Source organism: Propionibacterium freudenreichii subsp. freudenreichii, from assembly GCF_000940845.1.
Lineage (GTDB): Bacteria > Actinomycetota > Actinomycetes > Propionibacteriales > Propionibacteriaceae > Propionibacterium > Propionibacterium freudenreichii.
The window spans coordinates 893026-919356 of record NZ_CP010341.1 but is presented as its reverse complement, the minus strand read 5'-3'; the positions used below and the strand labels follow the sequence as shown (position 1 = coordinate 919356).

The window sequence follows — 26331 nt, the reverse complement described above, 5'->3', positions numbered from 1 at the left end:
TCAAGCATAGGGTCGCGGCCCAGCCCGTTGTGTTCCCAGCCCGTTGGGGTCCAACCCCACTGGGATCCCAGCCGGGCGCGGTCAGTCGCCGAACCCGGTGCCGACCTCCTTGGCCGCCCGGATCCACGGGTGGTCGACGGGTACGCGGCGGATCTTGCCGGCCACCTCCTCGAGCGGAACCGGCTCTGCCCCGTCGCCCTTCGCGGCGACCATGACACCGAAGACGCCCTTGGCGACCAGGTCGGCGCCGGCAGTGCCGAGCACGGTGGCCAGCACGCGGTCGCGTCCACACGGCGTGCCGCCGCGCTGGACGTAGCCCAGGATGGTCACGCGCGATTCGAGTCCGGTGGCCTTCTCCAGCTCGGTGGCCAGCGTGAAGGTATGGGCCCGATGCGAGGCCTCGACATTGGCCCGGTGGGTCTTCGCGGCGTCGCGGGCCACCGGTGAATCGGCCTCGCGCACCAGTGCGTCGGCGGCGGCGAGTTCGGCGGCGTCACGCTCATTGCGCGCGCCCTCGGCCACGGCCACCACCGAGAAGTTCGAGCCATGGGCGGAGCGGCGGCTGATGGCCGCGGCGATGGACTCGACGTTGTAGGGCACCTCGGGCAGCAGGATCACATCGGCGCCACCGGCGATCCCCGCACCCAATGCCAGCCATCCGGCACGGTGCCCCATGATCTCGGTGAGGATGATGCGATGGTGGCTGTGTGCGGTGGAATGGAGGCGGTCGACCGCATCAGTGGCAATCTCCAGGGCCGTGGCGAACCCGAAGGTCTGGTCGGTGCCCACCAGGTCATTGTCAATCGTCTTGGGCAGCGTGATCACGTTCATGCCGGCGTCGGACAGGCGCTTGGCGTTCTTGGCGGTGCCGCCGCCACCCAGGCAGACCAGGGCGTCCAGCTTGTTCTTCTCGTAGTTCTTCTTGATCACGGGGATCATGTTCTGCACCTTGCCGTCGACCAGCATCTTGTGCACCTTGTCGCGACTGGTGCCCAGGATGGTGCCGCCGGTGGTGAGGATGCCGGACAGTGCGTGCGAGTCGAGCTGCATGAAGCGGTTCTCCGCCAGGCCCCGCATCCCGTCGCGGAAGCCGATCAGTTCCATGCCGTAGGTGCTCACGGCGGCCTTGCCGAATCCACGGATGGCGGCGTTGAGGCCGGGGCTGTCTCCACCGGAGGTGAGAATTCCGACGCGCATGCTCATTGCTGTCTCCTTTGTTGCTGATCCCGTCCGATGACGATCGCACGGGAATGGTTCGATGGTCGCCGCGCCGGTGCTGAGCTAGGCCCGCAGGGTGCCCACGGTGTCGGCCACGAGCTTCTTGAGGGCGCCCAGGTCGTCGCCCATCTCGATGACCCGACGCGGCCCCTCCCCGATGTGGGCGAAGCGCGGCGGCACGGGTGGCAACTCCCCGGTGGCCTCCTTGATGGTGTCGGCGAACTTGACCGGAAGTGCGGTCTCCAGCACCACGATCTGCTCGTCGCCGGCGAACTGCTCGGCGACATGGACGCCGTCGGCGGTGTGCGGGTCGATGAGGATCTGGTCGGTGGTCCACAGGCGCTCGATGGTGGCCAGGCGGTCTGCATGGCTGGAATGGCCCGAGACGAAGCCGTACTGCTGGCTGACGGCCGTGAACTGCGCCGTCCCCGAGATGTCGAACTCCCCGGTGCGGGCGAGCTGGTCGAACAGCCTGCGCACGGTCGCACCGTCCCGTCCGAACAGGTCGGCGATGAAGCGCTCGAAGTTCGAGGCCTTCGAAATGTCCATGGAGGGGCTTGAGGTGGCCACGGTCTCGACGGCGCCGCGCACCCGGTATCGGCCGGTGTGGAAGAACTCGTCGAGCACGTCGTTCTCATTAGTGGCCACGATGAGGCGCTTGATCGGCAATCCCATGGAGCGGGCGATGTGCCCGGCGCAGACATTGCCGAAGTTCCCGGTGGGCACCGCGAAGCTGATCTGTTCGTCGGCGCTGGTGGTGACGCGCAGCCAGCAGGCGAAGTAGTAGACCACCTGGGCCACCAGGCGGGCCCAGTTGATCGAGTTGACGGCACCGACGTGCCAGCGATGCTTGAACTCGGCGTCGGCGTTGAGGGCCTTCACCAGGTCCTGACAGGTGTCGAAGACGCCGTCGACCGCGACATTGATGATGTTGGGATCCTGCAGGCCGAACATCTGGGCCTGCTGGAAGGGGGTCATCCTGCCCGCCGGGGTCAGCATCACGACGCTCAGCCCGTCACGTCCGCGCATCGCATACTCGGCCGAGCTTCCGGTATCGCCGCTGGTGGCGCCAACGATGGTCAGCCAGCTGGACCGGCGACGCAGCTCGTACTCGAAGAACTCCCCGAGCAACTGCATCGCCATGTCCTTGAAGGCCGCCGTCGGTCCATTGGACAGGTGCCCCAGCCACAGGGGTTCGTCGCCGATGCGCGTCACCGGCACGATCTGGGGGTCGCCGAACTTCTCGGCGGTGTAGGCCCTGCGACACAGTTCCAGCAGGTCATCATGGCCGATGTCATCGATATAGAGGCCGATCACCTCGGCAGCCAGCGCCGCATAGCCCTGCTCGGCCAGCACGGCGCGCCACCGGGTGAGGGTCTGTGCATCGACCCGGGGGTAGGTGACGGGCAGGTAGAGGCCCCCGTCGGGGGCGAGGCCTTCCAGCAGGATGTCGGAGAAGGGCTCCGAGGCATCGGCGGACGCGGCACGGGTTGACACATAGCGCACGTCATCAGGCTACAGTCCGAGCACCGCGCCGTGCCCCACGGCAACGATGCGAGAACCCGACCGACCGGACACCGGGATTGCGGGGGCCATGAACGTGGCGGGGAGGAAGATCGGGCCCATGCCATCATTTCGAGTGCAGTTCCAGGTCAGTGGCCTGCGTCCCGGGCACCGTCCCGACGAGGTCCTGGAGGTGGCGCGGGCAGCCGTGGTGGCGCCGCTCCACTGCGACGATGTGCGCCTCGACATGCCCGCGGGGGTGCCGACGGTGACCGTGCGGTTCACCATCGCGGGCTCCCATGATGCCGACGAGGATGCGCGCGCCCGGCGCCATGGCGCCCAGATCACCCAGCAGGTGTCACAGGTGGCCGTGGTGTCTCCCCCACGGGTGCTCCGCCGACGCGGCGGGAGTTGGTTGCCGATTCCCGCGCTGTGACTCCCCGTCCCGAGCGCGGGGCCGGAACGTGCACGACCCGCACGCCGATCCGGGAATCCGGGGCGTACGGGTCGTGTGCTGAGGGCTGGCGTGGGCCATCGGTGAACAGTGTCAGGCGGACAGCTTGTGCCGTTCGGCGATCTCGGCCCGGGTGAGCATGGTCGGTTGGGCGTCGCCGTGCACGACGTCACCGGTGATCACCACCTGGCCGATCTCCTCATGGCTGGGCACCTCGAACATCACGTCGAGGAGGGTCTCCTCGAGGATCGCGCGCAATCCGCGCGCGCCGGTGTTGCGGGTGACCGCCTTCTCGGCAACCGCCGAGACCGCGTCGTCGGTGAGCTCCAACTCCACGCCGTCCAGCTCGAAGAGCTTCTCGAACTGCTTGACCAGCGCATTGCGCGGCTCCACGAGGATGCGGCGCAGCACATCGGCGTCGAGCCTGGGCACCGTGGTGATCACGGGCAGGCGGCCGATGAACTCGGGGATCAACCCGAAGGTGTGCAGGTCCTCGGGGCGCACACCGGCGAAGGGATCGAGTCCCACTGGCTGGCGCTTGACCGAATCGTTGGTGAAGCCCACGCCACCCTGGCCGACGCGGTCGGCGATGATCTCCTCCAGGCCGGAGAAGGCACCCCCCACGATGAACAGCACATTGGTGGTGTCGATCTGGATGAATTCCTGGTGCGGGTGCTTTCGCCCGCCCTGCGGCGGAACGGAGGCGACGGTGCCCTCCAGGATCTTCAACAGCGCCTGCTGGACCCCCTCACCGGAGACGTCGCGGGTGATCGAGGGATTCTCCGACTTGCGGGCCACCTTGTCGATCTCGTCGATGTAGATGATGCCCGTCTGGGCGCGCTTCACATCGAAGTCGGCGGCCTGCAGCAGCTTGAGCAGGATGTTCTCGACGTCCTCGCCGACATAGCCGGCCTCGGTCAGGGCGGTGGCGTCGGCCATCGCGAACGGCACATTGAGCATGCGCGCCAGGGTCTGTGCCAGGTAGGTCTTGCCGCACCCGGTGGGGCCGATCAACAGGATGTTCGACTTCGCGAGCTCCACATCGTCGTCATGCTTCGACGAGCTGTCGGCCTGCGCCTGGACGCGCTTGTAATGGTTGTAGACGGCCACCGCGAGCGCCTTCTTGGCGGCGTCCTGCCCGATGATGTAGGAGTTCAGGAAGGAGACGATCTCGGCGGGCTTGGGAAGCTCGCCGCCCTGTTCCTTCTCGGTGCTCTCCGAGAACTCCTCTTCGACGATCTCGTTGCACAGATCGATGCATTCGTCACAGATGTAAACACCCGGACCCGCGATGAGCTTCTTGACCTGCTTCTGGCTCTTTCCACAGAACGAGCACTTGAACAGGTCGCCGCTCTCCCCGATGCGCGCCATGACGCCCCCTCTCGTGGACACTCAGAGTAACCCGCCCGGGCGGTGGGACAAGAGACCCCACCGGCCCGGGCGGGCTTTGGTGCTTAGTTGCAGGAGCGACCGCTCAGGTGGCCCCTTGTTTTCACGAGTCCTTGAGCGACGTCAGGATGTCGTCGATGAGGCCGTATTCCTTGGCCTCCTCGGCGGTCAGGTACTTGTCGCGCTCGACGTCGCGGTTGATGCGCTCCACGGGCTGGCCCGTGGCGTCGGCCAGCATCTGCTCCATGAGGCTGCGGATGCGCAGGATCTCCTTGGCCTGGATCTCCAGGTCGGAGGACTGGCCGTAGCTTCCCTCCCCGCTGATGGCGGGCTGGTGGATCAGGATGCGGCTGTTGGGCAGCGCCAGGCGCTGGCCCTTGGCACCGGCCGCGAGCAGCACTGCCGCCGCGGACGCCGCCTGACCCAGGCAGATGGTCTGCACGGCGGGCTTCAGGTACTGCATGGTGTCGTAGATGGCCGTCAGCGCGGTGAAGGAACCACCGGGGCTGTTGATGTAGATCGAGATGGGACGGTCGACGTCCATCGACTGCAGTGACAGCAGCTGGGCCATCACCGCATTGGCGACATCATCGGTGATCGGGGTGCCGAGGAAGATGATGCGGTCCTCGAACAGCTTGGTGTAGGGGTCAACCCGACGCACACCGTAACTGGTGCGCTCCTCCCACTGCGGGATGTAGTACTCCGCCGACGGCGAGGTGGCCAAGCCACCGGGCGCCACCGGGGACTGCCCTGCCGTAGGCAGAATCAGACCGGGTGTCACATTGTTGGTCATGAAGGTCCTCACTGGTTCAGAAGTCACTGATTCGGGGCGTCGGTGTCAGAGATCTTGGACGCACGCTCGTAGACATGGTCAATGAAGCCATATTCGAGTGCCTGCTGCGCCGTGAACCAGCGGTCACGGTCGGAGTCCTTCTCGATCTGCTCCACCGTCTGGCCGGTGTGACCAGCGATCAGGGCGGCCATCTCATGCTTGAGGTGGATGCTCTGCTCGGCCTGGATCTTCACGTCAGACGCGGTGCCGCCGATGCCGCCGGACGGCTGGTGCATCAGTATGCGTGCGTGCGGCAGCGCAAAGCGCTTGCCCTTCGCACCACCGGACAGCAGGAACTGACCCATGGACGCGGCCAGGCCCAATGCGACGGTGGCCACGTCATTGCTGATCCACTGCATGGTGTCGTAGATGGCCATGCCCGAGTCAATCGAGCCGCCGGGTGAGTTGATGTACAGGTAGATGTCCCTGTGCGGGTCCTCCGCGTTCAGCAGCAGCATCTGCGCGCAGATCGCGTTGGAGTTCTCGTCCTTCACCTCTGAGCCGAGGAACACGATGCGGTTGGCCAGAAGTGACTGGTAGACGTTGTCACTCAGGCCGAAACCGCTGGCTCCTCCGGCCGCCAGGGAGGGCAGCACGGGGTTTTTCGCGATGTCGTTCACATGTCCGAACCTACCCGTAGCCGACCCCAAACCGGAGGAGGAGGGTCCGCATTTCGCTTCCGGCGTGGAAGTTGAGGCGTGGGGACTCAAGTTTGGGGATCGGCGCCGACGACGCTCGGCTCGGGGGCGATCAGCGCACTCACCCACCGCGACTTGGGGTCGGCGTCCAACACCAACGACTTGACCAATTGGGTGGCCGGCAGCGCGATCAGCGCCCCCAACGGCCCGAACACCCAGGCCCAGAAGAGCAGGGAGATGAACGACGTGGTGATGTTGACGCCCACCGCGTTGCCGGTGAACTTCGGCTGGAAGAAGCCCTGCACGATCCACGTCGTGACGAAGTAGATGGCCATCAACCACAGGGCGTTCTGCCACCCGTTGACCACCAGGGCGACGATGACCGGCGGCACCATGGCGAAGAAAAAGCCGACTGAGGGGATGAAGGTGGTGATGAAGGTGAGCACGACCCACACCCCCATCAGGGGCACATTGAGGATCTTCAGCTCGATGGCGTTCAGCCCGGCCATGATGGCGCCGAAGACCATCGACACCAACCAGTAGCGGCGGGTGCCGTGGGCGAAATCGCGGATCGCCCCGATGGCGCGCGGGTGGCCCACTTCGACCATGCCGAGCCGCCTCTTCCACCCCACCGAATCGACCAGCAGCATCAGGATCGTGGTCAGCGCCACCGTACCGGCGCCGATGCTGCCCGAGATCGAGCCGAGCACCCCGGTGAGGGCCGACAGGACGTTGTTCGGGTCGATGCGGCTGTAGAAGCCACTCACCGCATCGGCGCTGATGTGGTGCTGCACCAGGAACTGCATCAGGTCGCCGTACATCGCCTGGATGCGCGGCACATAGCTGGGGATCGCACCGATGAGCGTGCCCACCGCCCATGCCATGGAGGCCACCGCCAGGATCACCACCGACAGCAGCGCGAGGGCCATGACGATGGCGGCCAACGCCCTGGGCCACTTCCGCCTGGTCAGGCCTGAGTAGATCGGGTAGAAGGCGATCACCAGGTTCAGCCCCAGGAAGACCGGGGCCAGCAGCCACGACAACTGCCGGAACAGCCAGATGCTACCGGCGATGCCGATCATGGCGATGAAGATGACGCTCATGCGTGGCAGCCACCGGGGTTGGCCACGGAAGGGCCCCTGGGCCACGCTGGTGCTCCTCGTGGCGCCCGACGAGCCGGCCTTCTTCGGGCGGTCCTCCGCCCGGGCGGTGGCGGCCCCGCCGACGTCAGGCGAGGTGCGACCCGTGTCATCCTGTGACGAAGTGCCGGCAGTGCCGAACTGATCCTGGTCGGATTGCATGATCGTCTCCTCGATGGCGCCGGGTGCGTGGCGACGCGGCACGTCGGGGTCAGCTTAGGGGACGCGATCGCCCTGCCGTGGCACAGTTCCACCAGCAACCCGCAGGGGTCCACCGGGAACCGACACAGCTCCGCCGGGAACCACCACGGCCCCACCGGGAACCACCACAGGGCACAACGGACCACGCCTGCTGCGCTCCCCCGTCAGGACCTCCACCGGGACGGGGGCAGAATCACAGTTCGGCCTGTTGCGCCGCCCCCTGGGCATCGCCCGGATTGCTGGCGATGAAGGCATTCACCCATCGCGCCCGGGGATCGGTGTCAATGATCAGCGCCTTGACCAGCAGGGTCATCGGGAGCGCCAGCAGGGTGCCCAGCCCGCCCAGCACGAGGCCCCACACGAGCAACGAGATGAACGAGATGGTGGGCGTCACGCCGACGGACTCGCCGGTGAAGCGCGGTTGGATGATCGACTGCACCACGAAGTTCAGCACGCAGTACAGCACCACGACCACCAGCGCCTGCTTCCAACCCAGCGCCACCAGCGCCACCAGCGCCGGCGGGATGAGGCCCACCACGAAGCCGATATTGGGAATGTAGTTCGTCAGGAAGCTGAGCAGGCCCCACACGATGGGCAGCGGCACGCCGATGATCGCCACCGCGATCACGTCCAGGACGGCGACGATGAGGCCGAACACCGAGGTGACCACCCAATAGCGACGGATCCCGCGGCTGAACGAGACCAGCCCGGTGACCATCCGCGAATGGGTGGCGCCGGCGATGCGGATGCGGGCCGCGAAGCCGGAGGTGTCCATGGCCATGAACACCAGGGTGGTGACCAGGATCGCCAGCATGGCGACGAAGCCGGAGGCACCATTGAGCACCGAGCTCGCCGCCGAGAAGATGCTGTTGGGATCGATGCTCTTGAAGGCCTGCATGAGGCTGGCCTGGTCAAAGCCGAGTTGTGCTGCGCGGTCGATGAACCAGTTGAACAATCCGGTGAACTCATCGGCATACTGCGGCAGCAGCGTCACGGTCTCGTTGACCGACCAGACCAGGCCGGCCACCATCGCCAGCAGGACCACGAAGACGACGAGCGCGGTGGTCACGGCCGACAGCGGCGAGGGGCACCCCTTGCGCACCAACCAGGTGTGCAGCGGATACGCGGTGACCATGAGGTTGAGCGCCAGGAACATCGGCGCGAAGGTGCTGCCGAATTCCTTGAGCAGCAGGAGCGCACCCAGGGACAACACGATGCCGCCGGCGATCTGGAGATAGCGGGGTATCCCCGGCGAACGGGTCGGCGGCGCAGCGGCCTGGGCCGGGGACGTGGGCCCCGCGACGGTGGTGCCGTCGTCCTCGGCGAGCGCGTACGCGGCAGTGGCGCCATCGGGGATGACCGGCTCTGCTTCCTCGGGTTGGCTCATCGGCCGATCCTTCCAGTGGTGTCACACAACAGTGTTGTCGTTGGGGCGTGTCCTCGTACAAGCGTGGTGCCACGCACAGCACTGTGTGTCGCAGGCCGGGGAAAGCCTAGCAAGCACGAGCGCCGCCCAGATGCATCAGCCAAACACAGAATCGGGAGCCCCTCCGAGGAAGGACTCCCGATTCTGCTGCCGGTGCTCACCGTGGGGCGATCACCGGTGGACGATCACTTGGCGTCGTCGGCCGGCGCCTCATCAGCCTTCTTGGCGGCCGGCTTCTTCGCGGCAGGCTTCTTGGCCGCGGGCTTCTTGGCAGCCGGCTTCTTGTCAGCCTTGGGGGCCGCCTTCGACGCCGCCGCCTTGGTGGCCTTGGCCGCGGGCTTCTTCGCGGCGGGCTTCTTGGCAGGCTTGTCGGCCTTGGCGTCCTCGGCCTTGTCGGCGTCCTCGGCCTTCTCATCGGCAGCGGGCTCGGCGATGGTGCCATCGGCCTGCAGGTGCTTCAGATCAACCGCGTTGCCGTCGGTGTCGGTCACCACGGCCTCATCGACGATCGTGTTGAGCGCCTTGCCGCGGCGGACCTCGCCCATCCACTCGGGCATGTGGTTGTGCTCGCTCATGTGCTGGAGCTCCTGCTCCGGTGTGGTGCCGTTCTGCTGGGCCTTCTGCAGGATGAGCTGGGTGAACTCTTCCTGGCTCACGCCGACGTTCTGCTCCTCGGCGAGCTTGTCCAGCACGATCTGTGCGCGCAGGCCCTGCTCGGCACGCTTGTCGATCTCGGCCCAGAACTCCTCGGGGGTGTCGGCCTTCTCGTCCTCGGCCTCCTCGAGGTACTGCTCGAGGGTGAGGCCCGACTGGTTGAGCTGGTTCTCGATCTGGTCGTGGTAGCCCTTGACATCGGCTTCCAGCACCGCAGGCGGCAGCTCGAAGGGAACCTTCTCCACGACCTGCTCCACGATCTTGTCGCGGGCCTCATTGGCCTGGCCGATGCGGGCCATGCGCTCGAGGTTGTCACGCAGGTCGGCCAGCATCTCGTCGACCGTGTCGAACTCGGAGACCAGCTGGGCGAAGTCGTCGTCAAGGGCGGGCAGCTCCTGCTCGTTGACCTTGTTGACCGTCACCTTGATGTCCACGTCCTGGCCGCCATGGCTTCCGCCCACGAGCTTCGAGCTGAAGCTCTTCTCGTCGCCGGCCTTCATGCCCACCAGCGCCTCATCGAGGCCGTCGACCATGCCGCCTGCGCCGACGCGGTACTGCATGCCATTCGACTCGGCGTCCGGCACGGGCTCGCCGTCCTGGGTGGCCGAGAGATCGAAGTTGACCACATCACCATCCTTGGCGGCGCGGTCCACCTCCTTGAGGTTGGCGAAGCGCTCGCGCAGCAGCTCCACGCGCTCGTTGACGTCCTCGTCGCTCACCTTGGCGGGCTCGACCTCGACCTTGATGCCCGAGAAATCAGGAATATCGAAGTCGGGGCGCACGTCCACCTCGGCCGACAGCTCGACGACATCGCCGTCCTCAAGCTTCGACACCTCGATATCGGGCTGGCCCAGGGGGAAGAGCTCATTGTCCTGGACGGCCTTGCTGTAGGCGTCCGGAATCGCGTCGTTGATGGCCTGCTGCAGCACGGCACCGCGACCGAAGCGCTGATCGATGAGGCGGGCCGGCACCTTGCCACGGCGAAAACCGGGAAGGTTCACCTGCTCGGAGATCTGCTTGTAGGCCGCGTCGATCTTCGGCTGAAGTTCGGCAAAAGGCATTTCGATGGTGAGCTTCACCCGAGTCGGGTTCAACTTCTCGACGGTGCTGGGCACTAGGACTCCTGATATTGGGACAAGACACGCAGGCGCGTACATACAACGCCTGCCAATCCTAACCAGCGGCCTCGGACGACGCCAAGATGGCCCGTGCGGGGACATGGGGACGCAGACGCGCTGTGGTTAGTGGAGCGAACGACGGGAATCGAACCCGCGTAGCCAGTTTGGAAGACTGGGGCTCTACCATTGAGCTACGTTCGCGCTGCCCGCTGCCGGGCGGCTGTCAGCTTATACGATCATCGCCGTGAACGCCGATCCGGCGCCATCCGCAGGCCCGATGAGTGGCCCCGCCGGGGCAATTCCAGCCAGCCCGCCCAGTACCCGGGCAGGTTCCACCACGGCGCGGCAACGGGGCCGTTTGCGGTAGCGTGCACTGTGCTGCAGACCCGGAACGGACTGCAGGATTCATCGCACTGCAGGGTTCATCGCACGTCAGGGTTGAACGAGCTGCAGGGCCCAACGGGGTGTGGCGCAGTTGGTAGCGCGCCTGCTTTGGGAGCAGGAAGTCGCCGGTTCGAGTCCGGTCACCCCGACCCCCGGCCATCACATGGCCACGAACATTGCTGGGCATGGTCACCGAACATGAGCGTGTCGTTGGTCATGCCCCCCGCATGACCAACGACACCCCAAAAAGATAACAGATCCCGCTTGTGGGGGCATCGGCCGATCCCCCACGTGACTAGCGGATTCGCCAACATTCACAGTTTCTGTGAATGATCTGTACATCTGGTTCAGGCGACGAATTTCAGCCCGACGACCCCGCCGACGATCATGGCCAGAAACACGATGCGCATCGCGGAGACGGGCTCCTGACCGGTCAGCATCGAGATGGTGACCGTGAGGGCGGCTCCGATACCGGTCCAGACCGCGTACGACGTGCCAACCGGCAGGCGGCGCATCACAAATGCCAGCCCCGCCATGCTCGCCACCAGTGCGAGCGCGAACACGACCGTCGGCACCAGTCGGGTGAATCCGTGGGAACGACCCAGGGCAAGGGCCCAGACGGCCTCCAGGAACCCGGACACCACCAGAACGATCCATGACATGACAACCTCCATGGGCCGTCTTGTCGCGCACCGGGTACGGCACCCCTCGTCCGGGAAGCCCTCAACGGGCAACTGGCCCAAGGTTAACCGACGCCCCGGACGCAAAGACGGTCAGGAGCGGCGCCCGGTGATGCTGCGGGCCGCCGTGGAACGCGCCGCACTGCGCATGGCGGCAGTGGGATGGCCGATCTCACGCACCCGGAGCGCCCGATCCGCATCCACCAAGGGGGTGATGCCGTCGCGACCCAATTCCTTGGGCCGCGCGTCCTTCGATCGTCCGGACCTGCCCCGTGCGTCCGCCGATCCCTTGTCGTGCTGACCGCGCCCACCCCCGGGGCGGGGATCTGCTGTGTCCGTCATGCCCCCATGCTGCCATCCGGGCGATGATCCGTCAGGCGGGAGCTGGGCCACGCCACGGACGCAGGGCATCGTCCGACCGGCGCCGGGCCGTCCCGGACACGCCCCACGGTGCGACACATGCTGCGTCTTCCCCGCCGTGGCCGTGCGCTAGGTTCGGGGCGATGAGGGGATCACAGTGACCGGGCAGGATGCGATGCGACGACAGTTGGAATGGCATCACCTGCGGCTGACCGCCGGGTCACACGCCGGCAGCGTCGCCCTGTCCGACGCCGAGGACGGTCGCCCGCTGGGCACCCTCACCGTCGACTTCCCCACCCCGTGGGTCCCCGGGCCGGCCACGCTGGACGATGATGAGTTTGAGTGGCAGTGGACCCGCGACGACCAACCCGCGGACGATGCCACGGCGCCAGCCAGTCTGTCGTCCAGCCACCTGTCGTCCAGCCGGCAACCGGGTTCCACGCGCGCCACGGTGCGCATCAGCACCCAGCCGGGATTCAGCCTGCGCGTCGCACTGGCGACCCACGCTGAAACGGTCGCCGTGGAGCCCCCGACCCTGCTGTGGACGCCGCCGGGGCCGGCCCGACGTTGGGTGGGCGGCAGCTCGGCGCTTCTGGTCCTCGACGACCGACCGGGCGATGGCCTCGTCACGGCGGCACACCTGAGCCACGGTCAGGCCTGGCCGGACGAGGCCGGCACGACGCCTCCCCCGTCCCGAACCCGGACACCGGGCGGGTCGGCGACCCATCGCATTGCGCTGGGCCCGCCCCTGCTCACCCTGACTCCCGAGCGCGGCTATTCCACCACCTGGGTGATCGAACGCTTCGCCAGCCTCATGAACGCCACCAGCACCCTGCCGGGTTGGCTGCCCCCGGACTGCACGCCGCGCGCCGGTGAGCCGCTGTTCATCGACCTGCCCGACGCCGCAGTCACCGGTGACGTGGAGATCGTCACCGACGAACACGGCACCCAGCTCAGTGCCGCCGGCGGCACGCATGACATCGGCATCCACGGTCCCGGCATCGATTCCAGCTTCACCATCACCTGGAACGCCGGCACCGACCGCGTCTTGCGCGATGTTGCCGCCGCCATCCTGGGCCAGGTGGACCCACGCACCGCCCGGGGCTCCGACGCAGCCCTGATCGACAGGGCCGACACCGCCCACCTGATCCCCCATGACGACGCCGAACGCTTCCTGGACGACTTCTTCCAGGAGCTGAGCGATGCCCCGCCGGGCAACAGCATCGCACCGGAGGCGACTGCCGCACTGCTGCACTGGGCGTTCGCGGACGCCACGCGCATGGCCGCGGCCCTGCAGCGCCTGGACGGCCTTGCTCCCGGCCCCGGCCCCATGCTCGCCTGGCTGAGCGCATCGCTGGCCGCCCGGGCGGCCATGCTCGATTTCGACGCCACCGTGCCGATGGATCCCCACGACCCGCTGTGCGGGGCCCTGCATGCCATCCTCACCCGGGCCGACTCCCCCACCCCGGCCGTGTGGCAGACGATCGGATTGCTCCACGGCCCCCTGCCCGGACCGCTGCCGGACGGCGATTCTGTGCGCACCGCCCAGGCCTGCGCCATCCTGGCGCTGGCCCCGACGAATTGGCAGGTCGAGCAGCGGCTCGGTGCCAGCCTCGCCCACGAGATCGAGGACACGCGCGCGTGGCTGGCGGCGTCCTCGCCCGACGGGCCGACGCTGAGCTGGTTGTTGTGGGCCTAGCTGCGCCGGTCGCGGGTTTCGGGCGGGGTCCCGGGTGCGCCACTGGCCCTGGTCGTCGGGGCTGAGGTTTCCGGCGCGGGGGTTTCCGGCGCGGGGGTTTCCGACGCCGGGGTTTCCGACGCCGGGGTGGGACCGTGCTCAAGCAGCTCCCGGAACTGTGCCTCGTCGAGCATGGGCACTCCCAACTGCTCGGCCCTGGCCTGCTTGGACCCGGCGTTCTCACCGACCACGACGTAGTCGGTATGGCGGCTGACCGATCCGGCGGCCTTGCCTCCCCGGTCGGTGATGGCGGCCTTGGCGGAGTCCCGGGTGAAGTCCTGCAGCGACCCGGTCACCACCACGGTGAGCCCGCGCAGCGTCTGGGCCGGCCGGGCGCTCTTCTCATCGGCCATCGAGACCCCATCGGCTGCCCAGGCGTTGAGGATCTCGAGGTGCCAGTCCACGGTGAACCAGTCGCGGACGGCCTCGGCGATGATCAGGCCCACCCCGTCGGTGTCGGCCAATTCCTCCACGCCCGCCGCGCGGATCGCGTCCATGGAACCGAACCTGGCCGCCAGGGCACGGGCCGCCGTCGGCCCGACATGGCGGATCGACAGCGCCACCAGGACCCGCCACAGCGGTTGGTGGCGGGCGGTGCGCAAGTTTTCGAGGAGCCGGCGTCCGTTGGCCGACAGCACGCGTCCATCCCTGATGCCGGGCGGCGGCACCAGGGCCGGTTCCTTCAGCTCACGGGGCGTGGCGCCGCGGGTGTAGAAGGGCACGGTCACCAGCTGCTCGGGCGTCAGGTTGAACAACTGGGCCTCATTGTCCAGGACGCCGGCCCTCAGGATCGCGTCGGCCCCCTGATAGCCCAGGGCCTCGATATCGAGCGCCGAACGCGCCGCGAGCGAGAACAGGCGTTCGCGCAACTGCGCGGGGCAACTCTTCGAGTTGGGACACCGGATGTCCTTGTCGCTCTCCTTCTCCGGGGCCAGCTTCGTGCCACAGGACGGGCAGTGGGTGGGCATCACGAAGGGGCGTTCGGCACCGGTGCGCATCTCCACCACCGGTCCCACGATCTCGGGAATCACATCGCCCGCCTTGCGCAGGACCACCATGTCCCCGATCAGGACGCCCTTGCGCTCCACCTCGTAGGCATTGTGCAATGTCGCGCTGGACACCACCGACCCGGCAACCTGCACGGGCTCCATCACGCCGTAGGGGGTGACGCGTCCGGTGCGCCCCACCTTCACGCGAATGTCGAGCAGCCGCGTGTTCACCTCTTCGGGCGGGTACTTGAAGGCGATGGCCCAGCGCGGCGCCCTGCTGGTGACCCCCAGCTGCTGCTGCTCGGCAAAGGAATCGACCTTCACCACGATGCCGTCGATCTGGTGGATCAGGTCGTGGCGATGCTGGCCGTAATACGAGATGAAGTCGAGCACCTCGTCGAGGGAGTGCACCACCTTGTTGTAGGGACTGATCGGTAGTCCCCAGGCCTTCATCACGGCGTAGGCATCGGATTGGCGCGTCACGGCCAGGCCGTCGGCAACGCCCAGGCCATGGCAGATCGACGACAGGGGCCGTTGCGCGGTGACCCGGGGGTCCTTCTGCCGCAACGAGCCGGCCGCGGCATTGCGCGGATTCGCGAACTGCGGCTTGCCCTGGTCGGCGAGCTTGTCGTTGTAGGCGGCGAACTCCTTCAGCGGCACGAAGACCTCGCCCCGGGCCTCGAACAGGGCCAGGAAATCCTGGGCGGGATCGGGGCGCAGGCGCTGCGGGATCGCCTTGATGGTGCGTGCATTGGGGGTGATGTTCTCCCCCACCCGTCCGTCGCCACGGGTTGCCGCGGTCTGCAACCGGCCGTTCACGTACTGGAGGTCGATGGCCAACCCGTCGATCTTCACCTCGCACAGCCACTCGGGGGTGTGGCCCAGCGCGGCCTCGGTCCGGGTCATCCACTCCTTGAGCTCGTCGATGCTGAAGACGTCATCGAGGCTGAGCATCTGCGAGGGATGGGTGAGCGGCGAGAAATCGGTCTCCTCCTGGGGCGCCCCCACGCGTTGGGTGGGGCTGTCAGGGGTGCGCAACGAGGGATATTCGGCCTCGAGCTTCTGCAGCTCGAGCATCAATTCGTCATACAGCGCGTCGGTGATGAACGGCTTGTCACGACCGTAGTAGGCCTCCTGCGCGTCGTCGATCTCCTTGACCAGCTCAGCGTGCCGTCGCTGCTGGTCGACACCGGCAACCTTCACCGTCACTGCGGCATCAAGGCCGGTGGGGATGTCCTCGTCGGGATCTTCGTGCGCTGTCATGACTCCATCATGCCAACCGCCGATACCCTCGCCGAACGGCAAACCATGCGGGCGGTCCGGTCAGCGCCCGGAAACGTCATTCGCTCCAGCGGGGACGCCAGCTGGTGGCCTCGCGGGCCACCGTGAAGCCCTTGACCACCTCATGCTCATTGAGCTCCTCGGGCTGGTTGAGCAACCATTCGGCCAGCCCGTTGCGTTCGATCACCTCGACGTCATCGGGGGCCTGCTGGATCGTCAACCGCCGATCCTTCACCGGCACGATGATGCCGGTGACGCCCAGGTCGAGTCCCGAATCGCGGCTCAGCAGGGTGCGTGCGGTGCTGGCCTGCACGCGGCTGAAGGAGACATAGGGACGATCGTGCCCATTCACCAGGAAGGTGTCGCCCTCCACGAAGAGCTTCGCCCCCGGATGGTTCTTGGCATTGAGCAGGTAGACCCCGCCGGGACCGACCACCATGTGTTGCAGGGCCGACAACCCGGAGTTGGAGCGGGCCAGCTGCAGGAAACCCCAGCGCGGATCCAGCGCGGCCAACCGCAGCAGCTCCTGGGCGAGCAATTCATCCGCATCCTGGTCCAGGCGCCGCGCGGCCTCCTCATTGCTGCGTCCCAGCAGGCGGTCGATGAGCGCGCGCAGCCCGGTGACGGTGCGTTGGGCCTCATACCCGGCAGCGCCACCACGCAGGAAATCGTCCCAATCAAGTTGCGACGAGGGGTCGGGCATTGCGCGACGCGCCGAGTAGCTGGCCGTCACCCGGGCGACGGCACCGGCCATGGGATCGATCGCACGGCGAGCCGGGGTGTAGTCCGCCCCGGCCTGCTCGTCAGCGCCCATCTCGTCGTTGTGCTCGATCGCGCGACCCACCTCGTCCACAGCTTCGCTCCTTGCATTGCCCCGGGTTGCGTTGCCCCGGGCGCCAACACTCCGGTCTGTTCCCGGGACAAGGATTGCAACGATCGTGGGGCCCCACAAATGACCTGAATGAATTCCAATTACGAGCCTAGACGAGACCGTGGCCCGTTCACACCGCGCCCCGGCGGCATAGGTCCCGATTCGGGGCCGACGCTAATGCAATGGCCGTCGGCCCGGGGTGTCGCTCAGTCGAAGATCGGCTCGCGGGTGCGGGTGCGCTTCAGCTCGAAGAAGCCGTCATAGGCGACCATCTTGGAGAATCCGTCGAACAAATCTCCGGCCTGCTCCCCCTTGGGCGCGGGACTGATCACCGGTCCGAACAGGGCCATGCCGTTCATGTGGATCACCGGGGTGCCCACATCGTCGCCCACCGGGTCCATGCCCTCATGGTGGCTTGCGTGTAGTGCCTCGTCGTAGACGTCCGTGTCGGACTTGTCGGCGATCGACTCATCCAGGCCCTGTGCCCGCAGCGCCGCGCGGATCACCTCGATGTCGCCGCGCGGCTCGTCGTGGAGGTGATAGCGCGTGCCCAGCTCCGTATAGAAATTGCGCAGCGCCTCGGGGCCGTGCTCCTGTTCCACCCCGATGCAGGCACGGGCACCCTGCCAGAAAGTGTCGATCATCTTGCGGTAACCCGCATCGAGGTCACGCCCCTCATTGAGCACCGCCAGGCTCATCACATGGAAAACGGTGTGCACCGGGCGCACCTTTTCCACCTCGAGCATCCAGCGACTCGTCATCCATGCCCAGGGGCATGCGGGGTCGAACCAGAAGTCCACGGTCTGCGTCGAATCACTCATGCATACAGCCTCGCCTGTTCATGCGCCCGGAACAAGGCCAATGCCGTGACAATCACCACGCAATCCCCGGCGGACGCCCGGCGCCGCGGGCCACTACCGGATCAAATGGCCCGGGCAGCCGGGTTTCGGGCTTCCTGAAAGGCAGTTGACAAGCAAAAATATCTGCGACGCGCGACCCCTGCGTGGCCTTGCATCTTGCCTTACCGATAGCCTCACAGGTGGACCGACATGTGAATGGCGGCCCCGAGCCGGATCGTCATCGGGTGGAACCTGCTGAATTGGGGATCAACCGCATGACGACGAGCGCACGGCATCACGTCGGAAATAGTTTGGAGCCTCACGATGAACCCTGCCAACCTCACCCGTGACGAGACTCACGCACGGTCGGCGATGCTGTCGGTCACGTCGTACCGGGTCAGTGTCGACCTCACGGGCGGCGATGGATTCGGCAGGGCCCTGGCCGAACCCGATGAAACCTTCGTGTCGACCAGCATCGTGAACTTCTCCACCAGCGGTGGCGACACCTGGATCGACCTCATCGCCGATTCCGTCGTCTCGGCGGAGCTGGACGGGACCCGCCTTGATGCCTCGACCTTTACCGGGGTGCGCCTGCCCTTCAGCGCCGAGGCCGGCGAGCATGAGCTGCGCATCAATGCACTGTGCCGCTATTCCCACACCGGCGAGGGCCTGCACCGCTTCGTCGATCCCGCCGACCAGCGGGTCTACCTCTACACGCAGTTCGAGACCGCTGACGCACGGCGCATGTACGCCTGCTTCGAGCAGCCCGACCTGAAGGCAAGCTTCCAGCTGAGCGTCATCGCACCGAGCGCCTGGACGGTGGTGTCGAACTCACCGACCCCGCCCGCGACCGCCACGGACGCCCCGGCCTTCCAGCGCTGGGACTTCGAGGCGACCGCCCCCATCTCCACCTACATCACCGCACTGATCGCCGGTGAGTACTTCGTGAACCAGGGCACGATCACGTCCACGAAGGGCGAGCTCGGCGCGAACATCGTCTGCCGCCAGTCGGTGGCCCAGTACCTGGACGCCGACCGCATCCGCACCACCACCCAGCGGGGCTTCGAGGTCTATGAGGAGGCCTTCGGGCGCCCCTATCCCTTCGCGAAGTACGACCAGCTGTTCGTGCCCGAGTACAACGCCGGCGCCATGGAGAATGCCGGCGCGGTGACGATCCGCGACGAGTACCTCTACCGCTCGAAGGTGACCTCGGCCGACTACGAGCAGCGCGACAACACCATCCTCCATGAGCTGGCGCACATGTGGTTCGGCGACCTGGTGACCATGCGCTGGTGGGACGACCTGTGGCTCAATGAGAGCTTCGCCGAATGGTGCAGCCACTTCGCCCAGAAGCGGATCGTCGACCGCTTCGGCGGAATCGACCCGTGGGTCAGCTTCGCCAATGCCCGTGAGGGCTGGGCCTATGTGCAGGACCAGATGCCCACGACCCATCCGATCGCGGCCGACATGGTTGACCTGGAGACGGTTGACCAGAGCTTCGACGGCATCACCTATGCCAAGGGCGCCTCGGTGCTGAAGCAGTTGGTCGCCTACGTGGGCGAACAGAACTTCCTCGCCGGCGTGCGCGAGTACCTCACCGAACATGCCTACGCGAACGCCGAGTTCTCCGACCTGTTGGGTGCGCTGCAGAAGGCGTCCGGCAAGGACCTTGACGGCTTCGCCGAGCAATGGCTGAAGACCAGCGGCGTCAACACCCTGCGCGCGCAGGTCGAGGTGGACGACTCGGGGGCCTTCACCCGCTTCGACATCATCCAGACCGCTCCGGTGGAGCATCCGACGCTGCGCACCCACCACATCGGGGTCGGTTGCTATGAGCTGCGCGACGGGCAACTCGTGCGCACCACGTCCCTCGAACTCGATGTGAGCGGTGAGCGCACGTCGGTCGACGCCCTGGTGGGCCAGCCCCGTCCCGCCCTGGTGCTGCTCAACGACCAGGACCTCAGCTACGCCAAGGTCCGCCTCGACAAGCAGTCCCTGGACGCCGCGATCGAGCACATCACCGAGCTGGCCGATCCGCTGGCCCGGGCCGTGGTGTGGACCTGCGTGTGGGACATGAACCGCGATGCCGAGCTGACCACCGACGAGTACATCTCGACGGTCACCCGCGGCATCGGGTCGGAGACCGACATGACGGCCGTGCGCACCCAGCTGCGCAACGCACTGGGAGCCTCGAAGGCCTACACCCCGCCGGCCCACCGTGAGGAGGCCAACCGCGCCCTGGTGGCGGGCATCGCCGCCGAGCTCGAGAAGGCCGAACCCGGCTCGCAGCACCAGCTGGCGTTCACCGACGCACTCATCGGATCGGTTGACTCCCCCGAGGGAATCACGCTGATCCGTGGCTGGCTGAGCAATGAGGAGGTGCCGGTGGGCCTGGAGATCGACCAAGACCGCCGCTGGGCGATTCTCAGCTCCCTGGCCCGCATGGGCGCCGTCGATGACGACGCGATTGCCGCCGAGGAACAGCTCGACAAGACCATCTCGGGCTCCGAGCGGGCTGCCGGGGCGCGCGCCGCACTGAACAATGCCGAGGAGAAGGCCCGGGCCTGGGCCCTGGCCACCGAGGACCCGAAGGTGCCCAATGCCACGCACCTGCGGATCTGCGCGGCCTTCGTCCAGTACGGCCAGGAGGAACTGCTGGCCCCCTATGTTGACCGCTACCTGCAGGTCTGCGAACTGATCTCGGCCCAACAGGGCATCTGGGCAACCCAGGGCCATGCGGCCAGCCAGGCCGTGCTCACCTACCTGTGGCCCTCGCCGCTCGCCGACCGCGCCTTCATCGAACGCGTCGACAAGTGGGTCGAATCCAGTGAGCTGTCGGAATCGGTGCGCCATGTGATCACCGAACGCCGCGACGCCAGCCTGCGGGCCATCGCCGCCCAGGAGTTCGCGGCCAGCCAGCTGGGCTGATCGCCCACCACCGCACGACTGTCACGAACACGACTGCCACGAAGCGGAAGCGTCACGACGCTGAAAGCGATCGCCCCGGGGAACTCCCCGGGGCGATCGCTTTCAGCACGATGCACGCAGGGACCAATCACCTCGGGCGATGGCATGATGGATTGGACGCGGAGAGATCACCCTCCGCCCATGCGACCATGCACTCGTCGAGGAGATAACGGATGACGCAGACAGCCCCCAGCAGTCAGACCAAGGCCAACATCGGCGTCGTCGGGATGGCGGTGATGGGTTCCAACCTCGCCCGCAACCTGGCCCACCACGACTACACGGTGGCGGTGTTCAACCGCACCTACGCGCGCACGCAGAAGCTCATCGCCGAGCACGGCAACGAGGGCTCGTTCATTCCCAGCGAGAAGATCGAGGACTTCGTGAACTCGATCGCCACGCCCCGCTCGATCATCCTCATGGTGAAGGCCGGCGCACCGACTGACGCAACGATCGATGAGCTGCTGCCACTGCTGTCGCCCGGCGACATCATCATGGACGGCGGCAACTCCTATTTCGGCGACACGATCCGTCGCGAGAAGGCCATCGCCGCCAAGGGCTTCCACTTCGTGGGAGCCGGCATCTCGGGCGGTGAGACCGGCGCCCTGGAGGGCCCGTCGATCATGCCCGGCGGAAGCCCCGAGAGCTACAAGATCCTCGGCCCGATGCTCGAGACGATCTCGGCCCACTACCACGGTGATCCGTGTTGCGCCTGGATGGGCCCCAATGGGGCCGGGCACTTCGTGAAGATGATCCACAACGGCATCGAATACTCCGACATGCAGGTGATCGGCGAGGCCTACGAGCTGCTGCGCGGCGTCGGCCTGACCAATGCGGAGTGCGCCGACGTGTTCGCCGAATGGAACAAGGGCGACCTGGACAGCTATCTGATCGAGATCACCTCCATCGTGCTGCGCCAGAAGGATCCCCGCACCGGTGCCGACCTGATCGACGTGATCAAGGACCGCGCCCAGATGAAGGGAACCGGCACCTGGACCGTGCAGACGGCCCTCGAGCTGGGCGTGCCCACCAATGGGATCGCCGAGGCGGTGTTCGCACGCGCCGAATCAAGTCACGACGACCTGCGTGCCGCCGCGCGCAAGTACCTGGCCGGCCCCGACGGAACCGTGTCGGTGGATGATCGCACCGCCTTCATCGAGGACGTCCGCAAGGCCCTGTGGTGCTCCAAGGTGGTCAGCTATGCGCAGGGCTTCGACGAGATCCGCACCGGCGGGCAGGAATACGACTGGAACATCAACGTGGCCGAGGCCGCCAAGATCTGGCGGGCCGGCTGCATCATCCGGGCGAAGCTGCTGGAGCGCATCCGCCAGGCCTACACCGACGATCCCGACCTGGTGTCGTTGATGGCCGCATCCTCGGTGTCCGCGGAGATGGAGGCGAACCAGTCGGCATGGCGCCGGGTGGTGAGCAAGGCGGCCGAGTCGGGTGTGCCGGCCCCGGTGTTCAGCGCGACGCTGGCCTACTACGACATGGCACGTGCCCCCCGCGTCAATGCCGCCCTGACCCAGGCGATGCGCGATTACTTCGGCTCACACACCTACGAGCGCGTTGACGACCACGGCCACTTCCACATCGAATGGACCGGTGACCACAGCGAGACCCGCATCGACTGAGCACCCAGTCGACCGAGCATTCCGGGATCGCCCACCCGCCACCACACCCCCTGCGGCGGGTGGGCGATCACCTCATCCGGTCGGCGAGATGCACGGCATGATTTCCACCCATCGGGTACAACTTGCTGTGTGACCAAGATTGCACTCGCCATTGCAGGGTCCGAGGCCTCCGGCGGAGCCGGCGCCCAGACTGACATCAAGACCTTCGAGCAGCTCGGCGTCTTCGGCGCCACCTCGCTGACCTGTATCGTCTCGTTCGATCCGAACAACGACTGGGGACACCGCTTCGTGCCGGTGGACCCCCAGGTGATCCATGACCAGATCGAGGCCGCCGTGGCCGTGCACGGGCACATCGACGCCGTGAAGATCGGCATGCTGGGCACCCCCACGACGATCAACGTGGTGGCCGAGGCGCTCAAGGAATATGACTTCGACCAGGTGATCGTCGACCCCGTACTCATCTGCAAGGGCCAGGAGGCCGGCGCCGCGCTCGACACCGACAATGCGCTGCGCGCCCAGGTCATGCCCTTCGCGACGATGACGACGCCCAACCTGTTCGAGACCCAGATCCTGTCGGGCATGGACGAGATCACCAATGTCTCGCAGCTGAAGGATGCTGCCAAGCGCATCCACGACCAGGGCGTACCGAATGTGCTGGCCAAGGCCGGCACCTTGTTTGACACCGGCACCGCGCTGGACGTGTTCTATGACGGCTCCACGCTCGAGGTGCTCGAGGTGCCCGCGATCGGCGAGGAGAGGGTTTCCGGGGCCGGCTGCACACTCGCCGCCGCCGTGACCGCCGAGATCGCCAAGGGTGCCACCCCGCTGGATGCCGCCCGCACGGCCAAGCAGGTGGTCGTGTCGTCCATCGAACACCGCATGCACGGCAATGCGCCGTTCGATTGCGTGTTCCAGGGCTACTACCGCGAGCCGGCGCTGGCCACCAACTGACCACTGGCAACTGACAACAGGCAAGGGCGGGCAATCACCATGTGGTGGTTGCCCGCCCTTCCCGACTCACGATCGTGTCGAACAGGGCCCGGGGCACGCGGCCGACGGGCTGGGACCCTGCCCCTGTGCACGGTCCGGCGTTCGACCTAGGCGCCGTCCCCCGGGGTCGGCAGATATGACCTCAGCTGCTCGCGCACGTCCGCAGGTAGGGGCTCGGGGCGTCCGTTCGCCCCGGCATGCACCAGCACGGTGCGGGCCCGCACATGGGCGGTGCGGTCGTCGGGATCGATGATGGCGCAGCCCAAGGTCGTCGAGCTCGCCCCCACGCGCAGCACCCCGGTCCGCATGAGATAGGGCGAGGACTGCCACCGCAGCTGATGGCGGTATTCGGTGTCCTGGCGCGCGACCACCCAACTGCCCGGCAGCCGCTGGGCCGCATCGACCATGCCCGCCCGGGCCATCTGGGGGGCCATTGCCGTCGTGGCCTCGACGCGTGCCTCCTGCAGCCAGTCGAGCGTGCGCACATTGTTGACGTGCCCGTAGCGGTCCTGGTCGCTCCACCGCGGTTGGAACGCCGTCTCCACGGCATGCTCGTCGAGCCTCATCGCGGGCAGTGGGCTCCAGGGCTCATCGGGGGCCGAGATGGTGGCCAGGGCGTCCCGCTCGCCGGCGGTGAGCTTGCGCACCCGCTGGTGCGGGAAGTCGAAGGGGCACATGGAGGTGGCCGCCCGCACGCACAATTCGCCGCGCTGCACCATCCGGTAGCTCATGATGAACCGGGCGGCACCGATGCTGGTGGTGCTCAATTCGACCTCAACCGGACCGCCGTCCAGCATCATCGGCCGCAGGAACTCCGAGCGCTGCTTGACCACCACGCTGCCGTGCAGCAGCAGCTCGGGATGCGAGCCGCCGGCCATGAAGCGCGCCCGGGCCTCCTGCGCCAGGTCGAGCACGACCACATTGTTCACATGGCCCTGCGGATCCAGGTCGGACCAGCGCAGCGGGATCGTGGCGTGGAAGGAGGCCATGGACGCTACTTACCGCCGGTGAAGGGCGTCAGGTCGGACACCGTGGTCTGCTCGTACAGGTCGTCGATCGTCTTCTCGTAGCGCGCCAGCACCACCGGACGCTTCACCTTCATGCTCGGCGTCAGCTCGCCGGTGTCCTGAGCGAACTCGTGGTCGAGGATCGCATAGCGCTTGACGGTCTCCCAACGGTGGAGCCGCTCATTCGCCTTGCGCACGAACTTGTCGATCGACTCGCGGATCTCGGGAAGCTGGCTCAGCGTCGCATAGTCATCGTTGGGATGGCCATGGTTCTTGCCCCAGCGCATCAGCTGGTCGTGATCCATCGTCACCAGGGCGATCACATAGGGATGACCGTCGGCCACCGCGACGGTCTGCGAGATGTAGGGCACATTGGCCAGCAGGGCCGCCTCCACCTTCTGCGGCGCGACGTACTTGCCGTTGGAGGTCTTCATGAGGTCCTTCTTGCGATCGGTGATCGTCAGATAGCCGTCCTCATCGAAGTGGCCGATATCGCCGGTGTGGAACCAACCATCCTCGAAGGCCTCGGCGGTTTCCTTCGGCAGGTGATAGTAACCATCCGCCACGATGGGGCCGCTGAGCAGCAACTCGCCGTCGGCGGCGATCTGGGCGTCGATGCCGGGCGTGACCGGGCCGACCGTGCCGAACTTCGGCTTGTCGGGCAGGTTCACCGCCGCGATGGCCGCGGTCTCGGTGAGCCCATAGCCCTCGAGCACCAGCAGGCCGGCCGAGTAGAACCAGGTCTGCACCTGGGTGGACAACTTGGCGGATCCCGAGATCATGAAGCGGATCGATCCGCCCAGGGTGTCGCGCAGCTTGCTGAACACCAGTCTGTCGGCCACGGCGTAACGCAGCCGCGCGGGCCAGGGCAGGTGCTTGCCGGCCAACCGGTAGGGACGCGATTCGCGGCCCACCGCGAAGGCCCAGCGCGCAATGCGACCCTGGATGCCGTTCGCCGGGCTCTGGGTGATCACCGCCGACCGGATCTTCTCGTAGATGCGCGGCACTCCGACCATGATCGTGGGATGGGTCTCCCCCATCCCCTCCACGATGCGGTCGATGCGCCCGTCCACCGGCATGATGAAGCCGATGGCCATCTGGGCGGCCAGCAGGTCGCGTCCATAGACATGAGACAGGGGCAGCCACAGGTAGACCACGTCGCGGTCGTCGATGATGCCGCGCCACATGTGGTGCATGGCCTCGCCCTGATAGGTCCACGCCCTGTGCGGGATGCGGACGCCCTTGGGCCGACCTGTCGTGCCCGAGGTGTACACCAGGGTGGCCAGGGTCTCGGGTTCCATGAGATCGAGCCGCTCGTCGAGCGCCGTGGGATGGGCCGCCAGGTAGTCACGGCCGAGCGCGTGGAGCGCATCCCAGGTGACCACCCGATCGCCGCCGGCGTCGGCCCGGTCGATGGGGCGATCATCGTCAAACAGCACGATGTGGTGTACCTGCGCATTGAGCTCTGACTGGTCAACCACCTTCTGGAGTTGCTTCCAGTTCTCGGCCACCACGATGACCGATTCGGAGTCCTGCAGGATGAACAGCTCGTCATCGGGCTGGCTGTTCGGGTAGACGGTCGTCGTGGCCGCGGCGGCGCAGGCGATGCCCAGGTCGGCCAGCACCCATTCGATCCTGGTCATCGCGGCGATCGCCACCCGCTGCTCGGGCTGTACGCCCAGCGCAATGAAGCCTGCGGCGATCTGGTCGACCTCGTCGGCAACCTGCGACCAGGTGAGGTCCTTCCAGACCTCCGGCTCCTGGTGCTGCGGCACCCGGTAGGCCACCGCATGGGGGGCCCGGGCCACCCGTGCACGGAAGGAAGCCGGATAGCTGGGTGGGCAGGCGCTGAGGATCTCCTCGCGAACGCTGTTCATCACTTCACCTTTCGAGGCCCGACAGACCCCTTGATCCTATCGGCGCATCAGGGGAGCCGCACCAGTGCCGACGTGGCCCGCGCCGCTCGTGGTCACTGGCTCACCCCTGCGTGAACGCGCGACGATACGGCCACGATCCCCGCCG

The 26331-nt window shown here is 66.8% G+C and carries 20 protein-coding genes, 2 tRNA genes and 1 riboswitch; of the genes, 6 read left to right on the top strand and 16 right to left on the bottom strand.

Going from position 1 to position 26331, the window contains the following annotated elements; translation table 11 throughout:
- Positions 1 to 81: 81 nt before the first annotated feature.
- On the bottom strand, positions 82 to 1203 hold the full coding sequence (locus RM25_RS03880; protein WP_013160738.1) for an ATP-dependent 6-phosphofructokinase: 1122 nt from the start codon (positions 1201 to 1203) through the stop codon (positions 82 to 84).
- A 78-nt stretch (positions 1204 to 1281) separates the two neighbouring features.
- Entirely contained in the window at positions 1282 to 2724 is a 1443-nt protein-coding gene (gene thrC / locus RM25_RS03875; RefSeq protein ID WP_044636083.1) for a threonine synthase, read from the bottom strand.
- Between the two features lie 118 nt (positions 2725 to 2842).
- On the opposite strand from thrC, the gene RM25_RS03870 reads away from it, so the two are divergent.
- Positions 2843 to 3157, top strand: a complete 315-nt coding sequence (locus RM25_RS03870) for a hypothetical protein (protein WP_036939438.1) — start codon at positions 2843 to 2845, stop codon at positions 3155 to 3157.
- Between the two features lie 111 nt (positions 3158 to 3268).
- On the opposite strand, the gene clpX is transcribed toward RM25_RS03870, so the two are convergent.
- The 7 genes from clpX to RM25_RS03835 all read right to left on the bottom strand — a co-directional run bounded on the left by clpX (position 3269) and on the right by RM25_RS03835 (position 10773).
- Positions 3269 to 4546, bottom strand: coding sequence for an ATP-dependent Clp protease ATP-binding subunit ClpX (clpX, locus tag RM25_RS03865; protein WP_013160735.1), 1278 nt, complete (start codon positions 4544 to 4546; stop codon positions 3269 to 3271).
- A 121-nt stretch (positions 4547 to 4667) separates the two neighbouring features.
- Positions 4668 to 5357, bottom strand: a complete 690-nt coding sequence (locus RM25_RS03860; RefSeq protein WP_055344006.1) for an ATP-dependent Clp protease proteolytic subunit — start codon at positions 5355 to 5357, stop codon at positions 4668 to 4670.
- 23 nt (positions 5358 to 5380) lie between these two features.
- Positions 5381 to 6016 carry an ATP-dependent Clp protease proteolytic subunit gene (locus RM25_RS03855; protein ID WP_013160733.1) on the bottom strand — a complete coding sequence of 212 codons (636 nt, stop codon included), beginning with the start codon at positions 6014 to 6016 and terminating at the stop codon, positions 5381 to 5383.
- 86 nt (positions 6017 to 6102) lie between these two features.
- Positions 6103 to 7335, bottom strand: coding sequence for an AI-2E family transporter (locus RM25_RS03850; protein WP_060762516.1), 1233 nt, complete (start codon positions 7333 to 7335; stop codon positions 6103 to 6105).
- Positions 7336 to 7567: 232 nt separating this feature from the next.
- Complete coding sequence (locus tag RM25_RS03845) at positions 7568 to 8761, bottom strand: AI-2E family transporter (protein WP_044636082.1); 1194 nt, start codon at positions 8759 to 8761, stop codon at positions 7568 to 7570.
- Positions 8762 to 8985: 224 nt separating this feature from the next.
- Positions 8986 to 10569: a trigger factor gene (tig, locus tag RM25_RS03840; RefSeq protein ID WP_013160730.1), complete on the bottom strand. Its 1584-nt coding sequence runs from the start codon at positions 10567 to 10569 to the stop codon at positions 8986 to 8988.
- A 130-nt stretch (positions 10570 to 10699) separates the two neighbouring features.
- Positions 10700 to 10773 (bottom strand) — tRNA-Gly (locus tag RM25_RS03835).
- Between the two features lie 259 nt (positions 10774 to 11032).
- On the opposite strand from RM25_RS03835, the gene RM25_RS03830 reads away from it, so the two are divergent.
- Positions 11033 to 11105 (top strand) — tRNA-Pro (locus RM25_RS03830).
- Positions 11106 to 11303: 198 nt separating this feature from the next.
- Here RM25_RS03830 and RM25_RS03825 read toward each other — a convergent pair.
- Both RM25_RS03825 and RM25_RS03820 read right to left on the bottom strand, forming a co-directional pair.
- Positions 11304 to 11618 carry a DMT family transporter gene (locus RM25_RS03825; RefSeq protein WP_044636081.1) on the bottom strand — a complete coding sequence of 105 codons (315 nt, stop codon included), beginning with the start codon at positions 11616 to 11618 and terminating at the stop codon, positions 11304 to 11306.
- Between the two features lie 9 nt (positions 11619 to 11627).
- Positions 11628 to 11694: riboswitch (guanidine-III (ykkC-III) riboswitch) on the bottom strand.
- 35 nt (positions 11695 to 11729) lie between these two features.
- Positions 11730 to 11978 carry a hypothetical protein gene (locus tag RM25_RS03820; protein ID WP_013160728.1) on the bottom strand — a complete coding sequence of 83 codons (249 nt, stop codon included), beginning with the start codon at positions 11976 to 11978 and terminating at the stop codon, positions 11730 to 11732.
- A 175-nt stretch (positions 11979 to 12153) separates the two neighbouring features.
- On the opposite strand from RM25_RS03820, the gene RM25_RS03815 reads away from it, so the two are divergent.
- Positions 12154 to 13695, top strand: a complete 1542-nt coding sequence (locus RM25_RS03815; RefSeq protein WP_044636080.1) for a hypothetical protein — start codon at positions 12154 to 12156, stop codon at positions 13693 to 13695.
- On the opposite strand, the gene ligA is transcribed toward RM25_RS03815, so the two are convergent.
- From ligA to RM25_RS03800, 3 genes are all read right to left on the bottom strand, one after another.
- On the bottom strand, positions 13692 to 15986 hold the full coding sequence (gene ligA, locus RM25_RS03810; protein WP_044636079.1) for an NAD-dependent DNA ligase LigA: 2295 nt from the start codon (positions 15984 to 15986) through the stop codon (positions 13692 to 13694). The genes RM25_RS03815 and ligA overlap by 4 nt on opposite strands.
- Positions 15987 to 16062: 76 nt before the next feature.
- Entirely contained in the window at positions 16063 to 16857 is a 795-nt protein-coding gene (locus RM25_RS03805) for a hypothetical protein (RefSeq protein ID WP_044636078.1), read from the bottom strand.
- A gap of 224 nt (positions 16858 to 17081) precedes the next feature.
- The gene (locus RM25_RS03800) at positions 17082 to 17696 is read right to left on the bottom strand and encodes a mycothiol-dependent nitroreductase Rv2466c family protein (RefSeq protein ID WP_013160722.1); all 615 of its coding nucleotides are present in this window, start codon (positions 17694 to 17696) and stop codon (positions 17082 to 17084) included.
- 342 nt (positions 17697 to 18038) lie between these two features.
- Here RM25_RS03800 and pepN point away from each other — a divergent pair, with 342 nt between their 5' ends.
- The 3 genes from pepN (at position 18039) to RM25_RS03785 (ending at position 23263) form a co-directional block, all read left to right on the top strand.
- The gene (gene pepN, locus RM25_RS03795; RefSeq protein ID WP_044636077.1) at positions 18039 to 20642 is read left to right on the top strand and encodes an aminopeptidase N; all 2604 of its coding nucleotides are present in this window, start codon (positions 18039 to 18041) and stop codon (positions 20640 to 20642) included.
- A 212-nt stretch (positions 20643 to 20854) separates the two neighbouring features.
- On the top strand, positions 20855 to 22312 hold the full coding sequence (gene gndA / locus RM25_RS03790; protein WP_013160720.1) for an NADP-dependent phosphogluconate dehydrogenase: 1458 nt from the start codon (positions 20855 to 20857) through the stop codon (positions 22310 to 22312).
- Between the two features lie 129 nt (positions 22313 to 22441).
- Positions 22442 to 23263 carry a hydroxymethylpyrimidine/phosphomethylpyrimidine kinase gene (locus RM25_RS03785; RefSeq protein WP_013160719.1) on the top strand — a complete coding sequence of 274 codons (822 nt, stop codon included), beginning with the start codon at positions 22442 to 22444 and terminating at the stop codon, positions 23261 to 23263.
- A 146-nt stretch (positions 23264 to 23409) separates the two neighbouring features.
- Here RM25_RS03785 and RM25_RS03780 read toward each other — a convergent pair whose 3' ends face one another.
- Together RM25_RS03780 and RM25_RS03775 are read right to left on the bottom strand one after the other, a co-directional pair.
- Complete coding sequence (locus tag RM25_RS03780) at positions 23410 to 24291, bottom strand: acyl-CoA thioesterase (RefSeq protein WP_013160718.1); 882 nt, start codon at positions 24289 to 24291, stop codon at positions 23410 to 23412.
- A gap of 5 nt (positions 24292 to 24296) precedes the next feature.
- The gene (locus RM25_RS03775; RefSeq protein WP_044636076.1) at positions 24297 to 26186 is read right to left on the bottom strand and encodes an AMP-dependent synthetase/ligase; all 1890 of its coding nucleotides are present in this window, start codon (positions 26184 to 26186) and stop codon (positions 24297 to 24299) included.
- Positions 26187 to 26331 lie beyond the last annotated feature (145 nt).

Excerpts from the sequence above, each read along its gene's own strand:
- RM25_RS03880 (WP_013160738.1), bottom strand. The coding sequence starts at position 1,203 with ATGAGCATGCGCGTCGGAATTCTCACCTCCGGTGGAGACAGCCCCGGC.
- RM25_RS03870 (WP_036939438.1), top strand. The coding sequence starts at position 2,843 with ATGCCATCATTTCGAGTGCAGTTCCAGGTCAGTGGCCTGCGTCCCGGG.
- clpX (WP_013160735.1), bottom strand. The coding sequence starts at position 4,546 with ATGGCGCGCATCGGGGAGAGCGGCGACCTGTTCAAGTGCTCGTTCTGT.
- RM25_RS03860 (WP_055344006.1), bottom strand. The coding sequence starts at position 5,357 with ATGACCAACAATGTGACACCCGGTCTGATTCTGCCTACGGCAGGGCAG.
- RM25_RS03850 (WP_060762516.1), bottom strand. The coding sequence starts at position 7,335 with ATGCAATCCGACCAGGATCAGTTCGGCACTGCCGGCACTTCGTCACAG.
- RM25_RS03845 (WP_044636082.1), bottom strand. The coding sequence starts at position 8,761 with ATGAGCCAACCCGAGGAAGCAGAGCCGGTCATCCCCGATGGCGCCACT.
- RM25_RS03825 (WP_044636081.1), bottom strand. The coding sequence starts at position 11,618 with ATGTCATGGATCGTTCTGGTGGTGTCCGGGTTCCTGGAGGCCGTCTGG.
- RM25_RS03820 (WP_013160728.1), bottom strand. The coding sequence starts at position 11,978 with ATGACGGACACAGCAGATCCCCGCCCCGGGGGTGGGCGCGGTCAGCAC.
- ligA (WP_044636079.1), bottom strand. The coding sequence starts at position 15,986 with ATGACAGCGCACGAAGATCCCGACGAGGACATCCCCACCGGCCTTGAT.
- RM25_RS03800 (WP_013160722.1), bottom strand. The coding sequence starts at position 17,696 with ATGAGTGATTCGACGCAGACCGTGGACTTCTGGTTCGACCCCGCATGC.
- pepN (WP_044636077.1), top strand. The coding sequence starts at position 18,039 with ATGAACCCTGCCAACCTCACCCGTGACGAGACTCACGCACGGTCGGCG.
- gndA (WP_013160720.1), top strand. The coding sequence starts at position 20,855 with ATGACGCAGACAGCCCCCAGCAGTCAGACCAAGGCCAACATCGGCGTC.
- RM25_RS03780 (WP_013160718.1), bottom strand. The coding sequence starts at position 24,291 with ATGGCCTCCTTCCACGCCACGATCCCGCTGCGCTGGTCCGACCTGGAT.
- RM25_RS03775 (WP_044636076.1), bottom strand. The coding sequence starts at position 26,186 with ATGAACAGCGTTCGCGAGGAGATCCTCAGCGCCTGCCCACCCAGCTAT.